General features: G+C 50.2%; 15 protein-coding genes. 2 read left to right on the forward strand and 13 right to left on the reverse strand.

The annotated features are described in order from the left end of the window. Window positions 1–20: 20 nt before the first annotated feature. From tsaD to ACMP1L_RS13525, 8 genes are all read right to left on the reverse strand, one after another. Entirely contained in the window at window positions 21–1,076 is a 1,056-nt protein-coding gene (gene tsaD / locus ACMP1L_RS13490) for a tRNA (adenosine(37)-N6)-threonylcarbamoyltransferase complex transferase subunit TsaD (RefSeq protein ID WP_418453343.1), read from the reverse strand. 8 nt (window positions 1,077–1,084) lie between these two features. Beyond that, window positions 1,085–1,996 (reverse strand): ribonuclease Z, encoded by a 912-nt coding sequence (locus ACMP1L_RS13495; RefSeq protein WP_418453326.1) that lies wholly within the window; start codon window positions 1,994–1,996, stop codon window positions 1,085–1,087. Window positions 1,997–2,044: 48 nt separating this feature from the next. Then, complete coding sequence (locus tag ACMP1L_RS13500; RefSeq protein ID WP_118733372.1) at window positions 2,045–2,287, reverse strand: hypothetical protein; 243 nt, start codon at window positions 2,285–2,287, stop codon at window positions 2,045–2,047. Between the two features lie 142 nt (window positions 2,288–2,429). Next, a complete protein-coding gene (gene rimI, locus ACMP1L_RS13505; protein WP_177304474.1) occupies window positions 2,430–2,870 on the reverse strand; it encodes a ribosomal protein S18-alanine N-acetyltransferase in 441 nt (146 codons plus the stop codon). An 8-nt stretch (window positions 2,871–2,878) separates the two neighbouring features. After that, window positions 2,879–3,634 (reverse strand): tRNA (adenosine(37)-N6)-threonylcarbamoyltransferase complex dimerization subunit type 1 TsaB, encoded by a 756-nt coding sequence (gene tsaB / locus ACMP1L_RS13510; protein WP_118733373.1) that lies wholly within the window; start codon window positions 3,632–3,634, stop codon window positions 2,879–2,881. Next, complete coding sequence (tsaE, locus tag ACMP1L_RS13515) at window positions 3,631–4,059, reverse strand: tRNA (adenosine(37)-N6)-threonylcarbamoyltransferase complex ATPase subunit type 1 TsaE (RefSeq protein ID WP_177304452.1); 429 nt, start codon at window positions 4,057–4,059, stop codon at window positions 3,631–3,633. Before tsaE ends, tsaB begins: the two co-directional genes overlap by 4 nt. Continuing rightward, window positions 4,059–4,607, reverse strand: a complete 549-nt coding sequence (locus ACMP1L_RS13520; protein WP_418453328.1) for a YcxB family protein — start codon at window positions 4,605–4,607, stop codon at window positions 4,059–4,061. Before ACMP1L_RS13520 ends, tsaE begins: the two co-directional genes overlap by 1 nt. A gap of 76 nt (window positions 4,608–4,683) precedes the next feature. Continuing rightward, a complete protein-coding gene (locus ACMP1L_RS13525; RefSeq protein ID WP_418453329.1) occupies window positions 4,684–6,825 on the reverse strand; it encodes a Tex family protein in 2,142 nt (713 codons plus the stop codon). 158 nt (window positions 6,826–6,983) lie between these two features. Between ACMP1L_RS13525 and ACMP1L_RS13530 the strand changes: the two genes are divergently transcribed. Beyond that, window positions 6,984–7,334, forward strand: a complete 351-nt coding sequence (locus tag ACMP1L_RS13530; RefSeq protein WP_177304455.1) for a hypothetical protein — start codon at window positions 6,984–6,986, stop codon at window positions 7,332–7,334. A gap of 87 nt (window positions 7,335–7,421) precedes the next feature. Here the strand turns inward: ACMP1L_RS13530 and ACMP1L_RS13535 are convergent, their stop codons facing one another. The 4 genes from ACMP1L_RS13535 to secA all read right to left on the reverse strand — a co-directional run bounded on the left by ACMP1L_RS13535 (window position 7,422) and on the right by secA (window position 13,053). After that, complete coding sequence (locus ACMP1L_RS13535; RefSeq protein WP_418453330.1) at window positions 7,422–8,648, reverse strand: homoserine dehydrogenase; 1,227 nt, start codon at window positions 8,646–8,648, stop codon at window positions 7,422–7,424. Between the two features lie 76 nt (window positions 8,649–8,724). Further along, window positions 8,725–9,171: an ACT domain-containing protein gene (locus ACMP1L_RS13540; RefSeq protein ID WP_118733379.1), complete on the reverse strand. Its 447-nt coding sequence runs from the start codon at window positions 9,169–9,171 to the stop codon at window positions 8,725–8,727. 132 nt (window positions 9,172–9,303) lie between these two features. Continuing rightward, window positions 9,304–10,441 (reverse strand): peptide chain release factor 2 gene (prfB, locus tag ACMP1L_RS13545; RefSeq protein WP_418453331.1). Its coding sequence is split into 2 segments (ribosomal slippage): window positions 9,304–10,365 and window positions 10,367–10,441, totalling 1,137 coding nucleotides; the frame shifts between segments, so codons are not numbered across the junction. Between the two features lie 35 nt (window positions 10,442–10,476). After that, the gene (gene secA, locus ACMP1L_RS13550) at window positions 10,477–13,053 is read right to left on the reverse strand and encodes a preprotein translocase subunit SecA (protein WP_118733381.1); all 2,577 of its coding nucleotides are present in this window, start codon (window positions 13,051–13,053) and stop codon (window positions 10,477–10,479) included. A 590-nt stretch (window positions 13,054–13,643) separates the two neighbouring features. On the opposite strand from secA, the gene hpf reads away from it, so the two are divergent. After that, window positions 13,644–14,171, forward strand: coding sequence for a ribosome hibernation-promoting factor, HPF/YfiA family (gene hpf / locus ACMP1L_RS13555; RefSeq protein ID WP_177304457.1), 528 nt, complete (start codon window positions 13,644–13,646; stop codon window positions 14,169–14,171). 83 nt (window positions 14,172–14,254) lie between these two features. Here the strand turns inward: hpf and ACMP1L_RS13560 are convergent, their stop codons facing one another. Then, a complete protein-coding gene (locus tag ACMP1L_RS13560; protein WP_418453332.1) occupies window positions 14,255–15,286 on the reverse strand; it encodes an acyltransferase family protein in 1,032 nt (343 codons plus the stop codon).

Raw genomic sequence — 15,286 nt, forward strand, 5'->3', positions numbered from 1 at the left:
AATCCTGTTTCTATTTTATGTTACCGTTCACCAAGCTTCAGATTCGGAATCGCATTAAGATCCCAGCCATGACGTGTGCCCTTTTTATATTCATAGTAGGCAGCACAGCCGATCATGGCTGCATTGTCTGTGCAGAAGATCGGAGACGGATGATAGAACCGGATATGTTCCTTATCACAGGCCTCCTGCATGGCTGCCCGGAGTGCGGAATTGGATGCCACGCCGCCGGCAATAGCCAGCTTGTCATAGCCATATTCTTTTGCGGCGAGAACTGCACGGCTTACCAGCGCCTCCACCACTGCATTCTGGAACGATGCCACCAGATCCGGCACCCGGATCTCTTCGCCGGTCATATGGGCTTTATTAATGTAATTCAGCACAGCAGACTTCAGGCCGCTGAAGCTAAAATCATATGGTGAGCCTTCCACCTTTGCCCGTGGGAACTCAATGGCATGCGGATTTCCCTCTTTTGCAGTCTTATCTACCTTCGGACCTCCCGGATAGCCGAGTCCAACGGCACGGGCCACCTTATCAAATGCCTCGCCTGCTGCGTCATCTCGGGTGCGGCCAATGATTTCAAACTCTCCGTAATCCTTTACAATAACCAGATGGGTATGTCCGCCAGACACGATCAGGCACACAAACGGCGGTTCCAGATCCGGGTTCTCAATGTAGTTTGCAGACACATGTCCCTCAATGTGATGGACACCCACAAGGGGTTTCTTTGCCGCAAAAGCAATAGCTTTTGCCTCAGCCACACCAACCAGAAGAGCCCCCACAAGCCCAGGACCGTAGGTCACGCCAATGGCATCCACATCTGTCAGAGTTACCCCGGCGTCCTCCAGGGCCTGGGTTACAACCTGGTTGATCTTCTCAATATGCTTTCTTGAGGCGATTTCCGGAACCACGCCGCCAAACTGGGTATGCAGCGCGATCTGGGACGAGATCACGTTGGAAAGGACCTCACGGCCATTCTTTACCACGGAAGCGGCCGTTTCATCGCAGGAGCTCTCAATAGCCAGGATCAGTGTATCTTTCTTCTCATTTATTTCTATTGTCTTCTTTTCTGTATCCATCATTTCTCTTACTCCTCATCGAAGGTCAGCTCACGGGTCCAGCCGTCCCGCGCCGTCTTCGCTCCCGGAAAGATTTCCCGTACTTTGTCAATAAACTCATCCGGCCGGTTTAAGGACGGGCTGTAATGCGTCAGCCACATTTCTGCAGGCTGCGCTTTTTTTGCCAGATTTGCAGCCTCGTACATGGTCATGTGTTTGTACTCCCTGGCCTTCGTCTCCTTGCCGTCCTCACCATACATGCCCTCGCAGATAAAGAGATCCGCATGTTCAGCATACTCCGCAATGACCGGAACCGGCCTGGTATCGGTACAGTAGGTGACCTTCAGTCCCTTACGGTCCGGTCCCAGCACCATATCCGGTGTATAGGTCACACCGTCAAGCTCCAGCGTCTCACCCTTCTGAAGACGGCTCCATGCCTTCATCGGCACATTTTGAGCCCTGGCACGCTCCACATCAAAGCGGCCCACCCGCGGAATGGAGATGGAATAGCCGTAGCAGACCACATTGTGGTTCACCCGGTAGGCATCGATCACATAAGGTCCGATATGAAACTGATGTCTGTTTTCTTCCAATTCAATGAATTTTAACTGGAAAGGAAGCTCCGGCGCAATGGTGCGCAGCGCGTTCACCACACGCTCGAGTCCCTTCGGTCCGATCAATGTCACCGGTTCCGTCCGCTCTGCGTTGCCCATCGTGAGAAGAAGCCCTGGAAGTCCGCTGATGTGATCTGCATGATAATGGGTAAAACAGATCACATCAATGGGCTTCGGGCTCCATCCTTTTTCTTTCAACGCTACCTGCGTTCCTTCTCCGCAGTCAATCAGAAGGCTACTGCCGTCACAGCGCGCCATCATTGCAGTCAGCCAGCGATACGGAAGCGGCATCATACCGCCGGTTCCCAGTAAACAGATATCTAACATAAATCGATTAACCTCATTTCATTTGATGCTGATATCATAGCATAGCGTTTAAATGAATTCAACCGCTTCCTCGATTTCCGGTGCGATCCGAAACTGCCGGATCAGCCGGTCATAGCACGCCTCGCACAGATCCCAGTGGTGAACCTCCCCATCTTTTTCCGAAAAATAATCCCAGGGATAATTCACGGAAAATCCGCCCTCCCGCAGAATCCCCCGCTCTACCACCAGTTTCTTTCCACATCCATTGCAGATCACAGTTTCCAGTTTTCCGCTTTCCTGATATTTTCTCATGTTGGTCCCTCACCTTTTCTTTTCACTTATTCTTCCTGTTCCGGCGCCATGATTCACACTTCAAAGCATAGGCGTGAAACAAAACAGGAGATACGGCACTGCTGCCTTATCTCCTACATTATAAACAGAAATATTCACGATTTTAAGTGGTAATTCTTTCCGGCAGATCTCGCTTCCACATGATGAGTGCATCCTCTGTCGGGTTATGATAATAGGATTTCCGCACTGCCTCCTGTATAAAACCGTAGGATTCATACAGATTTCTGGCTGCCGTGTTTCCTTCGCGCACCTCCAGACTCATGGCACAGGCACCTTCCCGGACAGCATATTCTACCATAGCATCCATCATTTTTCTGCCGACACCATAACGGCGGCTGTCAGGATGCACGGCAATCCGCTGAACCTCACCTTCTCCGGCAAGGACCCGCAGGTTGCAGTAGCCAAGGATCCTTTCATCCTGTTCAAACACATAATAGACATCATATGGACTGTGGATCCCGGATTCCAGTATGCGGGCAGACCAGCATTCCGAAAAGCAGATGCGCTCCAGCTCTGCCACCTCCGGAATATCCCGTTCTTCCATGCGGCGGATCACTGTGAGTCTCCTGTACCGACACTGTGTCCTGCTGCCAGCTCGTCCGTCTTCCCCTGGCGTTTTGCTTCTTCCAGTTCGCGCTCCGCCTGGGCTTTGCGCAGATAATCCGGCGCGTGATCCATGGCTGACACAGTCCTGCCTTCCGCAAAATATACGCTTCCAAGGGCAGCCACACTGGCGCCGCGCTGGCGGTTTACCTGGGCTGGAGCAAAGGAAAACGATACCGTCATCTCCTCACGGATGATCTTCTCATTGACCGGCACACCATCTCCCAGAAAGATCACGCGCTCTCCGCGCGCATTCAGCTCCCTGATCAGTTCGTGGATATCCATGCCGCACTGCGGCTTTACAACCTCAAAAGCCTCTTCATAATGGTAGAGTCCGGTATAGACCTGACCTCTTCTTGCATCCATGACCGGGCAGATGAGTGCAGATGTTCCATATAAATTATAAGCCATGGCATCCATGGTCGGAACATGGACCAGCGGCTTCTCCAGCGCAAGTCCAAGACCCTTTGCCGTAGCAGATCCGATGCGCAGGCCCGTGTAGGAGCCCGGACCGCCTGACACCGCGATCGCATCGACCTCATGAAGATCCAGCTCCAGCATGCGGGTCACCTCATCAATCATGGGAAGCAGCGTCTGGGAATGGGTCTTTTTAAAATCCACGGTATATTCTGCTGTCACCAGGCCATCGCTCACCACGGCCACAGAAGCCACCAGTGACGCACTTTCTATTCCAAGTATCTTCATGATAATCCCTCCACCGTTATCTTGCGGTAATCAAATCCCTGCTCCAGGTCTTTTTCAATGCAGATGTGGACAACCTTATCCGGCAGAATCTCCAAAATGAGCTGGGACCACTCGATCAGACAGACGCCCTCTCCGTAAAAGCAGTCCTCATAGCCGATCTCGTCCATCTCGCTGATATCGCCGATGCGATATACATCAAAATGGTACAGGGGAATCCGTCCGCTGTCGTACTGCTGTACAATCGTAAAGGTCGGACTGTTCACCGGCTCATCAATTCCGAGTCCGGCTGCAAAGCCCTGGGTAAAAATAGTCTTGCCCACTCCCAGATCGCCGTCCAGGCAATACACCTCTCCCGGCTTTGCCTGTTCCCCCAGGCGTTTCCCAAGGGTAAAGGTTTCCTGTGGGCTGTTGCTTGTATATTCCATCAGATTTTCCTCCGTTTTTCTTTCGGGAGATATGCCGTCACCAGTTCCCGGAACGCTTCTTCCTGATCGCCCAGAGCCGTTTTCGGGATCAGATAGGCATGAACCCGGTCCATATAAAGAATGTACATGGATGGCTTCGCATCCAGCCGCCCCATCTGTTCCCAGGTAAAATCTGCGGAATTGTCCTCCTGGCTAACCGTCAGCTTCTCCTGATCGAACATCAGCCGCATTGGATTTTTTACAGCCGGACGCTTTGCCTGTTTGCTTGCCTTGAGCCAGAGCAGGCATGGCTGCCAGACGGTAAAGATCAATGCACAGACCACAAGCAGGCACCTATATGGAACCGTAGTGGTATTCCAGCGGAAGATCAGAAGATACAGCGCTGCCAGGGAAAAGAGCCCATTAAAAATTCCCATAAATCCGGCATTCGCATGATACATGGAAAATGCCCACAGATCCTTCGCCGTAATATGCAAAGTCACATCTACCGTTTTGCCGGTGCAGGCAGTCTCATTGACTTCACTTGCCGCATGTTTCTCGTTTGCCATCGCATTCACCGTTCCTTTCCAAACACTGCTTCAGACCGCCGTCTAAGGCATCCTCGCAGAATCCTTTGTTTCATTTTTACAGCTTCATAGTCAGGCCAATGCGCTTCTTGTTCAGATCTACGCTTAATACCTTCACCTCTACGATATCACCAACGCTGACTGCCTCAAGCGGATGCTTGATATAGCGGTCTGTCATCTGGGAAATATGGACCAGGCCATCCTGATGCACACCGATATCCACAAAGGCACCAAAGTCGATGACATTGCGCACGGTTCCCTTCAGTACCATGCCCGGTGTCAGGTCCTTCATCTCAAGGACATCGGTACGCAGGATCGGTTTTTGCATCTCCTCACGGGGATCTCTGGCCGGTTTTTCCAACTCCTTTACAATGTCCTTTAACGTGATCTCACCGATGCCAAGCTCCTCTGCAAGGCCTTTGCAGCTGCGTACCTTTCTGCCAAGTTCCTTTAAGCCGCCTGCGGCAATATCTTGCGGTCTGCAGCTTACCTTTTCCAGAAGCTTTTGTACTGCCTCATAGCTTTCCGGATGCACGGAAGTCATATCCAGCGGATTGTCCCCGCCTTTGATGCGCATGAAGCCGGCACACTGCTCGAATGCCTTCGGGCCAAGCTTTGCTACCTTTAAAAGCTGTCTGCGGTTTGTGAATACGCCGTTCTCCTCACGATATGCCACAATGTTCTTCGCAATGGCCTTGGAGACACCGGAAATGTACTCAAGCAGGGAGGCGGAAGCGGTGTTTAAATCCACGCCCACACGGTTTACGCAATCCTCCACGACGCCCTGCAGGGTTTCACTTAAGTTTTTCTGGTTCATATCATGCTGATACTGCCCCACGCCGATGGACTTTGGATCAATCTTGACAAGCTCTGCCAGCGGATCCTGCAGTCTTCTTGCGATAGAAGCTGCGCTTCGCTGCCCTACATCAAAGTTCGGGAACTCCTCGGTAGCCAGCTTGCTGGCAGAATACACAGAGGCTCCTGCCTCGTTGACGATCACGTACTGAACCTGCTGCGGAATCTCTTTGAGCAGCTCCACGATGATCATCTCAGACTCACGCGAAGCTGTGCCATTTCCGAGTGAGATCAGCGAAATATCATATTTTTTGATCAGGTCTTTTACGATTTTCTTGGATTCCTCTACCTTATTCTGCGGTGCAGTCGGGTAAATAACGGTGGTATCCAGCACCTTGCCTGTCGCATCCACAACAGCCAGCTTACAGCCGGTACGGAATGCCGGATCCCAGCCCAGCACAACACGGTCTGCAACCGGCGGCTGCATCAGAAGCTGCTTTAAATTCTTGCCGAATACTTTAATTGCTCCGGCCTCTGCAGTCTCAGTCAGAGCACTGCGGATCTCACGCTCAATCGCCGGCGCAATCAGACGGCGGTAGCTGTCTGCAGCCACCTCTCTTAAAACCGGTGCGGTATATGGGTTGTCCTGAGTGACGATCTGTTTTTCCAGATAGCGCAGGATATTCTCCTCCGGAGCCTCTACCTTCACGGTCAGCACCTTTTCTTTTTCACCGCGGTTTAAAGCCAGGACACGGTGACCGGCACATTTTTTGACCGGTTCCTCGTACTGGTAATACATCTCATAAACAGACTCTGCCTTTTCATCCCTGGCCTGGGAACGGAGCATGCCCTGCTCTGTGGTAACCTTTCGGATATAAGTGCGGTAATCTGCCTGGTCGGAAATGCGCTCCGCAATGATATCCTTTGCTCCGGCAATGGCATCAGCCGCCGTCGGCACCTCCCTGGCTTCCGACACATAGCCTTCTGCAAGCTTCTCTAACGGTTCCTCCGCCTGCTGCGCAAGGATCAGATCCGCCAATGGCTCCAGGCCACGTTCCTTCGCGATCATGGCGCGGGTTCGGCGCTTTGGACGGTATGGACGATAGAGATCTTCCAGGGCTACCATGGTCATGGCCGCCTGAATCTGTTTTTCCAGCTCCGGTGTCAGCTTTTCCTGATCCCGGATGGTAGAAAGCACCTGTTCCTTCTTTTCGTCCAGGTTGCGCAGGTAACGCAGACGCTCGTCCAGATTTCGGAGTACCTCATCGTTCAAAGAGCCGGTTGCCTCTTTGCGGTAACGGGCAATGAACGGAATGGTGTTTCCTTCATCGATCAGCTGGACCGCTGCCTCCACCTGCTTATATCCAATCTGCAGTTCTTCCTGCAATATTTTAAAAATATCCATCTGGTGTAAAACTCCTTTTGTCTTTCTTTAAGCTGTATCTTTCATTATAATCCATAACCAGATGCGGCGCAAGCCATTCAAGATTCTCCCTTGAGGCTTTTTTGTTTTCGTGTTATGATTAAGAATGTTATTTTATCTCTACCTACGGAGGAATTTACATGGAACAAAACACCGGCGCCAAACGCCCCTCCCCCAACAGACTCGCGCGGACCAGCCTTTTTCTCGGCATCTTCGCTATCTTCAGCTGGTTTTATCCGCCGGTTCAGATCATACTCGGAGCTTCTGCGGCTTTGAGCGCATGGTTTTCCCGGAAAGAGCACCATTTTACCGGTGCCGGAATTGCTGGATTTGTTATTGGAATCTTCTGCATCCTGCTGAGCTTTTTTATCTTTTTCCAGTATATGCTGGTCTACGAAGTAGCCCGGGATCCAGCCAATGCCGACCTGATCCGTCAGGTATATCACCAGGCTCAGGAAATTCTAAACCACATGGGAACGACAGCGCAGTAAGCTGTCAGCAACCGTATTTCAGGCAAAATGCCAGACAGCATCAAAGGATGCTGCCTGGCATTTTCTATGCTTTCCTCATATTTCATTTTAGAACTCTGCGCGGATTCTCTGGCGGATCTTTGCGGTTTTCTCAAAGGCAGCAGCGCAGTCTGCGTATGCTGCTTCACTCATTTCACCGGTCAGAAGCGCGAATTCATCGGTCAGATTTTCAAGCTTTACAATCCGGCCACCTCCAAATGCAGCGGCTGCGGCCTGCTCCAGCTCTGCCCCATTTCCCTCCACACGCACAAAATAGCGGTGTACGGAAGTTTTCTGGTTTGCGATCGTCAGACGCTCACCGCTCCAGCCGAACGGAACGTTATGGTCCGCATTCTCAACCGCTTCCATAATATCCGCAATGACAGCGCTTGCGGTCGGGAGCTTTCCGGCTCCGCTTCCGTAGAACATGGAAGTGCCCAGCATGTTGCCCTTTACCAGAATGCCGTTAAATACATCATTTACGGCATACAGCGGATGATCCTTTCCGATCATGACCGGTGCGACCCATGCGTGAACTTCATTGCCGTCCATGCGGCTGGTTCCAAACAGCTTCACGGAAGTTCCAAGCTTATCTGCATACTTGAAATCCACATCGGTAATCTTCGTGATGCCCTCAGTACAGATATCCTCATAGTTTACTTCTTTTCCGGTTGCCATTGCTGTAAGGATCGCGATCTTTCTGCAGGTATCATAGCCCTCTACATCTGCCTCCGGATTGCGTTCTGCATAGCCTAAATCCTGTGCCTCTTTCAATACAGTCTCAAAGGAAGCACCCTCCTTATCCATCTTAGTCAGGATGAAGTTGGTGGTTCCGTTTAAGATACCGGTGATCTCCAGGATTTTCTCTCCCTTTAAGCAGCGGTACAGCGGACGGATGATCGGGATACCGCCGCCCACACTGGCCTCAAAAAAGAAGTTTACGTTCTTTTCCCTCGCAATGGCAAGAAGCTCCGTTCCATAGGCTGCCACCAGCGCCTTGTTGGAAGTTACCACATGCTTGCCGGCTAACAGGCTTGCTTTTACAAACGGGTACGACGGATTCAGTCCGCCCATGGTCTCTACCACCACGCTGACCTCCGGATCCTGCTCGATCACGGAAAAATCATGTACGATCTTGTCTTCCACCGGGCTTCCCGGAAAGTCCCGAAGATCCAGAACATACTTAAGAGCCACATCCTGACCACAGCCATTTTTGATCTGCTCTGCGTTCCTGGCCAAAATCTCCGCTACTCCGGAACCAATTGTGCCATATCCCATGATTGCTACCTGTACCATTGCTCTTTCCTCACTTTTCTCTCTGTTATCGATTCATTTATTCGTATAAACTCCCCAATATCTGCGAACTCCGGTGCTACTCCCTGGAAACAATCTTTACATAATGGATACCATCCTGTTCTTCGATTTCTTCCACCATCTTGGAAATATTGCCGGTGTTGTCCTTTACTTCTACGGACAAGGTCAGGGTTGCCACGCCGTTGACCGGAATACTCTGGTGGATCGTCAGAATATTTGCCTTATAAATCGCTACAATATGGAGCAGGTCCGAAAGAAGGCCCTGTTCATCATCCATCTGTACCACAAAGGTAACCGTTTTGCCCTTGGTATTGTCGTAAAACGGGAAAATATCCTCTTTATATTTATAAAAAGAACTGCGGCTGATACCTACACGGTCCGTTGCCTCCTGCACGGTCAGCACACGTTCCGACTCCAGAAGCTTTTTCGCCTCTACCACCTTCAGTAATACTTCCGGTACCGCTTTCTGTTTTACCACAAAGTATTTTGTTTTTTCCTCTGGCATAATCAATCCTCCCGGCACATTTCATGTTCGTCTATCATGAACATTTGTGCTCATGTGAGAGATATTAGCACAAAAAAAAGCAGAGTGCAAGCTTTTTCTTGCATACACTCTGCTTTTATAAAGAATTTCAAATTAATCTTCTGCGGATGCCTTGCGGTCCGGACAGTCCAGACTCAGCCAGCGCAGGTAAGCGCTGATAAACGGATCAAGCCCGCCATCCAGCACATTGGCCACATTTCCGGTTTCCTCTCCGGTGCGCAGATCCTTGACCATGGTATACGGCTGCAGGACATAAGAGCGGATCTGGTTCCCCCAGCCGATCTCTTTCACATCGCCCCGGATGTCAGAAAGCTTCTCTGCATTCTCCTGCTGCTTTAACATATACAGCTTTGCCTTTAACATCTGCATGGCCTTATCCTTGTTCTGGAACTGGGAACGCTCATTCTGGCACTGTACCACGATTCCGGTCGGAATATGGGTGATACGGATCGCAGAGGAGGTCTTGTTGATATGCTGACCACCGGCACCGCTGGAACGATAGGTATCGATCCGCAGGTCATCCGGGTTGATCTCCACATCCAGATCTTCTTCAATATCCGGCATAACATCACAGGATACAAAGGACGTCTGACGCTTTCCTGCCGCATTGAACGGAGAGATCCGCACCAGGCGGTGCACACCGCGTTCGGACTTTAAGTAGCCGAATGCATTTTCACCATTGATCTGGATGGTAACAGACTTAATGCCTGCTTCATCGCCGTCCAGGTAGTCCAGGACCTCGGTCTTATAGCCCATCTTGTCCGCCCATCTGCAGTACATACGGTAAAGCATGCTGCACCAGTCACAGGATTCGGTACCGCCTGCGCCTGCATTCAGACGCAGGATAGCATTGTATTTGTCATACTCTCCGGACAGCAGCGTCTCCATGCGCAGTTTCTCCAGATTGCGCTCGAACTCATCCAGCATCTCCTGGATCTCCGGTATCAGGGCAGGATCTTCCTCCTCATAGCCCATCTCGATCATCACCTGGATATCTTCGTACTGCTGCTCCAGACCACGGTAAAGATCTACGGTATCCTTCAGGTTCTTTGCCTCCTGCACCAGTTTGGTGGCACGGTCGGCATTGTCCCAGAAGCCTGGCTCCTCCATGGATTTATCTAACTCATCGATTCGTCTGACCTTGTTATCCAGGTCAAAGTGAATCCCTCACTTCCACTAATGGTTTTTCAAAGGTCGATAATGTGTACTTGAACTGATCTAATTCTACCATTGTGTCACCTTCTTTCATAATTATATTTCTGAATCTTATCTCGGCATCAGATCGCGGCCATGGCACTGTTTGAACTTTTTACCGCTTCCGCACGGACACGGATCATTCGGGTAAATCTTCTGCACCTGGCGTACCTTCGGTGCCTGCGGCGCAGAGGTGTCACGGTTGGTCCCGGTTACCTTCGCTGCCGGCTCTCGTTCAACCTTCTGCTCTACGCGAATGTGGAACAGAATACGGACTGTCTCCTCGGTGATGGCAGCCGTCATGGCCTCGAACATCTCGTAGGCATTCATCTTATACTCAACAACCGGATCTCTCTGGCCGTAAGCCTGCAGGCCGATACCCTGACGCAGCTGGTCCATGTCATCGATATGGCTCATCCACTTGTTGTCGATCACCTTCAGAAGTACCACACGCTCCAGCTCACGGATCTGCTCTGCATCCTGGAATTCAGCCTCCTTCGCCTCATACAGCTTGATGGCTTCTTCCTTCAGCATGTGCTTTAACTCATTTTTCTTGGTCACCGGATGATTCTCTGCCGTAATCGTCTCAAGCGGAATGATCGGGAGCAGAAGACTGTTCAGCTCCTTCAGATCCCAATCAGAGGATGCCTGCTCATCAGAAATGGACAGATCTACGGAGTTCTCCACGATATCGGTGATCATCTTTAAGATGAGGTCGCGCATGTTATCTCCATCCAGAACCTTGCGGCGCTCTGCGTAGATGATCTCACGCTGCTCGTTGTTGACCTCGTCGTATTTTAACAGGTTTTCACGGATACCGTAGTTGTTGTTCTCGATCTTCATCTGTGCCTTCTCAATGGCACTGGAAAGCATCTTGTGCTCGATCTGCTCGCCCTCCGGAACACCCAGAGCTTCGAACATAGCCATGAGACGCTCAGAACCGAACAGACGCATCAGGTCATCTTCCAGGGAAATATAGAAACGGGATTCACCCGGGTCTCCTTGACGTCCGGAACGGCCGCGCAGCTGGTTATCGATTCGGCGGGACTCGTGACGCTCGGTACCGATAACCTTTAAACCGCCTGCTGCCTTTGCCTCATCATCCAGCTTGATATCGGTACCACGGCCTGCCATATTGGTTGCGATAGTTACGGCTCCATGAATACCTGCATCTGCTACGATCTCAGCCTCAAGCTCATGGAACTTCGCGTTCAGGACCTTATGCTGGATGCCGCGTTTGTTCAGCATCTTGCTTAAAAGCTCGGAAGTCTCAATGGTAATGGTACCAACCAGCACCGGCTGTCCCTTCTCATGAGAAGCTACAACATCGTTGACAACAGCCTCAAATTTTTCTTTTTTCGTCTTGTATACGGCATCCTCATGATCGATACGCGCTACCGGACGGTTGGTCGGGATTGCGATCGCGTCCATGCCATAAGTGTTTCGGAACTCTTTCTCCTCAGTCAGCGCAGTACCTGTCATACCGGATTTTTTGCGGAATTTGTTGAAGAAGTTCTGGAAGGTGATGGTTGCCAGAGTCTTGCTCTCACGACGCACATTCACATGCTCCTTCGCCTCAATTGCCTGATGCAGGCCATCTGAGTAACGGCGGCCCGGCATGATACGTCCGGTAAATTCATCGACGATCAGTACCTCATCATCTTTTACCACATAGTCCTTATCACGGAACATCAGGTAGTTTGCGCGCAGTGCCAGAATGATGTTGTGCTGGATCTCCAGATTCTCCGGATCTGCCAGGTTCTCAATATGGAAGAACTGCTCTACCTTCTTAACGCCTTCCTCAGTCAGGTTAACGACTTTATCCTTCTCGTTTACAATGAAATCTCCGGTTTCTTCAATGTCCTCACCCATGATGGCATTCATCTTGGTGAACTCACCGGAGGCCTCACCGCGTACCAGCTGATGGGCCAGCACATCGCAGACCTCGTACAGCTTGGTGGATTTACCGCTCTGTCCGGAAATGATCAGCGGGGTTCTTGCTTCATCGATCAGGACGGAATCGACCTCATCGATGATGGCGTAATCCAGATTCCGCAGAACCATCTGATCTTTGTAGATGGCCATGTTATCACGCAGGTAATCAAAGCCCAGCTCATTGTTGGTAACGTAGGTAATATCGCAGTTGTATGCAGCCTTACGCTCCTCAGAGGTCATCGGATTTAATACCACGCCGACGGTCAGACCCAGGAAACGGTGAACCTGTCCCATCCACTCCGCATCTCGCTTTGCCAGATAGTCGTTGACCGTTACGATATGAACGCCTTTACCGGCCAGTGCGTTCAAATATGCCGGGGAAGTAGAAACCAGGGTCTTACCTTCACCGGTTCTCATCTCAGCGATACGGCCCTGATGCAGGACGATACCACCAATGAGCTGTACCGGGTAATGTTCCATGTTCAGCACACGCTTTGCGGCCTCACGTACGGTGGCAAATGCCTCCGGAAGAATATCGTCCAGAGTCTCGCCATTGGCCAGGCGCTCCTTGAAGATGCGGGTATTGTCGCGCAGCTCCTCATCGGTCTTTGCCTGCATGGTCGGGCGCAGCGCCTCGATCTTATCCACGATCGGATAGATCATCTTCAGTTCCCGCTCACTGTGGGTGCCAAATACTTTTTCTATGAGATTCATATAGTTCTTTCTCCTAAATTTTCTTTGTTTCGTCTGTCACATTTCTACTATTATAAGTCAATCTTTGATATTGTACCACCATTCCCTGATTTATTCAAGTTTTAGGCCCCTTGTTCACAAAAAATTAATTTCCTCGATACAAAGGTGACATAATTGTGAAATTATGGTAAACTTGTCAGGTTGCACAAAAACTATGTTCGATTCACAACTTATCCACGTTATCCACATTATCCACGAAATCTGCATCCACATTTCTTCCCCCCGTTTTTCAGCCAAAATTGAGTTATACACCAAGTTATCCACATTATCCACATAATTTCCCCACATTTTTCAGTTCTTCCACATTCGGAAACTCCGCGCTTTTCTTTGTTCATATCTTATAAATCCACTGTTTACGCCAAAAAATACACAAAAAGCGCTTGACTTTTCCGCTGACATGCAGGTAGAAATGCAATTTATTTTTTGTGGATAAAGTATGCGTTTTTATATTTCATTCCCAATAATTGTCTCAACAATTTCCTCGTTTTTGTTGAAATTTTCGGTTTTATATGTTATACTTAGAACATCTCAAAAGAAGGAGCTGATGACTTATGCGTTATACAATTACAGGCAGAAATATTGATGTGACTCCGGGGCTTCGCGCCGCCATTGAGGAAAAAATCGGAAAACTGGAACGTTACTTCCTTCCGGATACAGAAATCATCGTAACGCTCAGCGTACAGAAAGACAAACAGAAGATCGAGGTTACCATCCCGGTTAAGGGCAACATTATCCGTGCCGAAGAATCCAGCAGTGATATGTACGTATCCATTGACCTGGTAGAAGAGATCATCGAACGCCAGCTTCGTAAGTACAAAAACAAACTCATTGACCAGAAACAGTCCGCACAGGCCTTCTCCGATCTGTTCATCAGTGAAGAGGTCGAGGCTGAGGACGAGATCCAGATCGTGAAGACCAAACGTTTCGCCATGAAACCCATGGATCCGGAAGAAGCCTGCGTGCAGATGGAGCTGTTAGGACATAACTTCTACGTATTCTTAAATGCAGAGACTGAGGAAGTCAACGTTGTTTATAAGAGAAAAGGACAGACCTACGGACTGATCGAGCCGGAGTTCTAAACAATTCCATACGAGGATCAGAGTACTTTCATACACAAAACGCCTTCGGGAATATGATTTCCCGGAGGCGTTTTGACGTTCATTCAAATAAATTTCCGAAGCCACTTTCCTTTTTCCCGGTGGGATAAAAGTGATACCAAAAGCGCAAACAGCAGCATCGGCACAAAAATACACAGCGTAATATTCTGTTTGGTGAGCGGAAGTGGATTCCACTTTACTGTCCACGAAAAGAAATAGAAGAAATAAAAATGGGAAAAGTATATCCATTCACTCATTTCCCGCAGGATTACAAAAAAACGGGAATACGCTCCCGCAAAGCCCATAAAAAGCTCTGTCAGGCAGACTGCCGCCGGAGCCGCGGTGAATACCATATTGGTATTGAAGCAGGTGGACACCTCTTTGTACATGAGAATCAGAAACACCACACTGCCTCCAAGAGAAAGCAGTACCGGCATGCGCCAGGTCTTTCTGGAAAACCAGAGTCCGAGTGTCAGGTAAAAACTGCCATAAAACAGACCGTTTCGCATGGTGACAAACTTTGGTGCGTACCACCAGACGAACTCCTGGATCTTCATAGGCGCCCGCTCGGTAAAATACCAGTTGTCGCAGATGCATCCAAACACAAACAGCGCACCGGTCAGCACCAGCAGCTGCCGCACGCCCAGCCCTGCCCGGTAAGCGGTCCAGACCAGAAGGGCCGCCACTGCCAGCGCCGGAAGATACCACAGCTGGGCAATGGTACTCGAGAAAAAGAAGGAATGGATATATGCCTTCACGGTCTCCGCAATACCGGCTGTACCATGATACCAGTTGAAGATATCAATGGGCCAGTAGATCACGCACCAGAGCAGATACAGCTTCACAATGCGCCAGACATAACGTCCTGCCACCGGCCATCCGCTCTTTTTGTCGGTATCCGGGATCTTGCGAAACAGCAGAAAACCGGCAATGATGAAGAACACCGGAACTGCCAGGTTAGAAAGCCAGCTGCCGATCACCAGACGCCAGCGGCTCTCTGCCGGATAAAATACCTGGATCATATGCCGCGCGGCCACCAGGACTGCCATGATAAATTTCAGCAGATCCAGGCCGCAGTATTGTTTTTTTTCATTCAT

Origin of the sequence: Ventrimonas sp., assembly GCF_048380235.1 — a bacterium.
GTDB lineage: Bacteria > Bacillota > Clostridia > Lachnospirales > Lachnospiraceae > Brotaphodocola.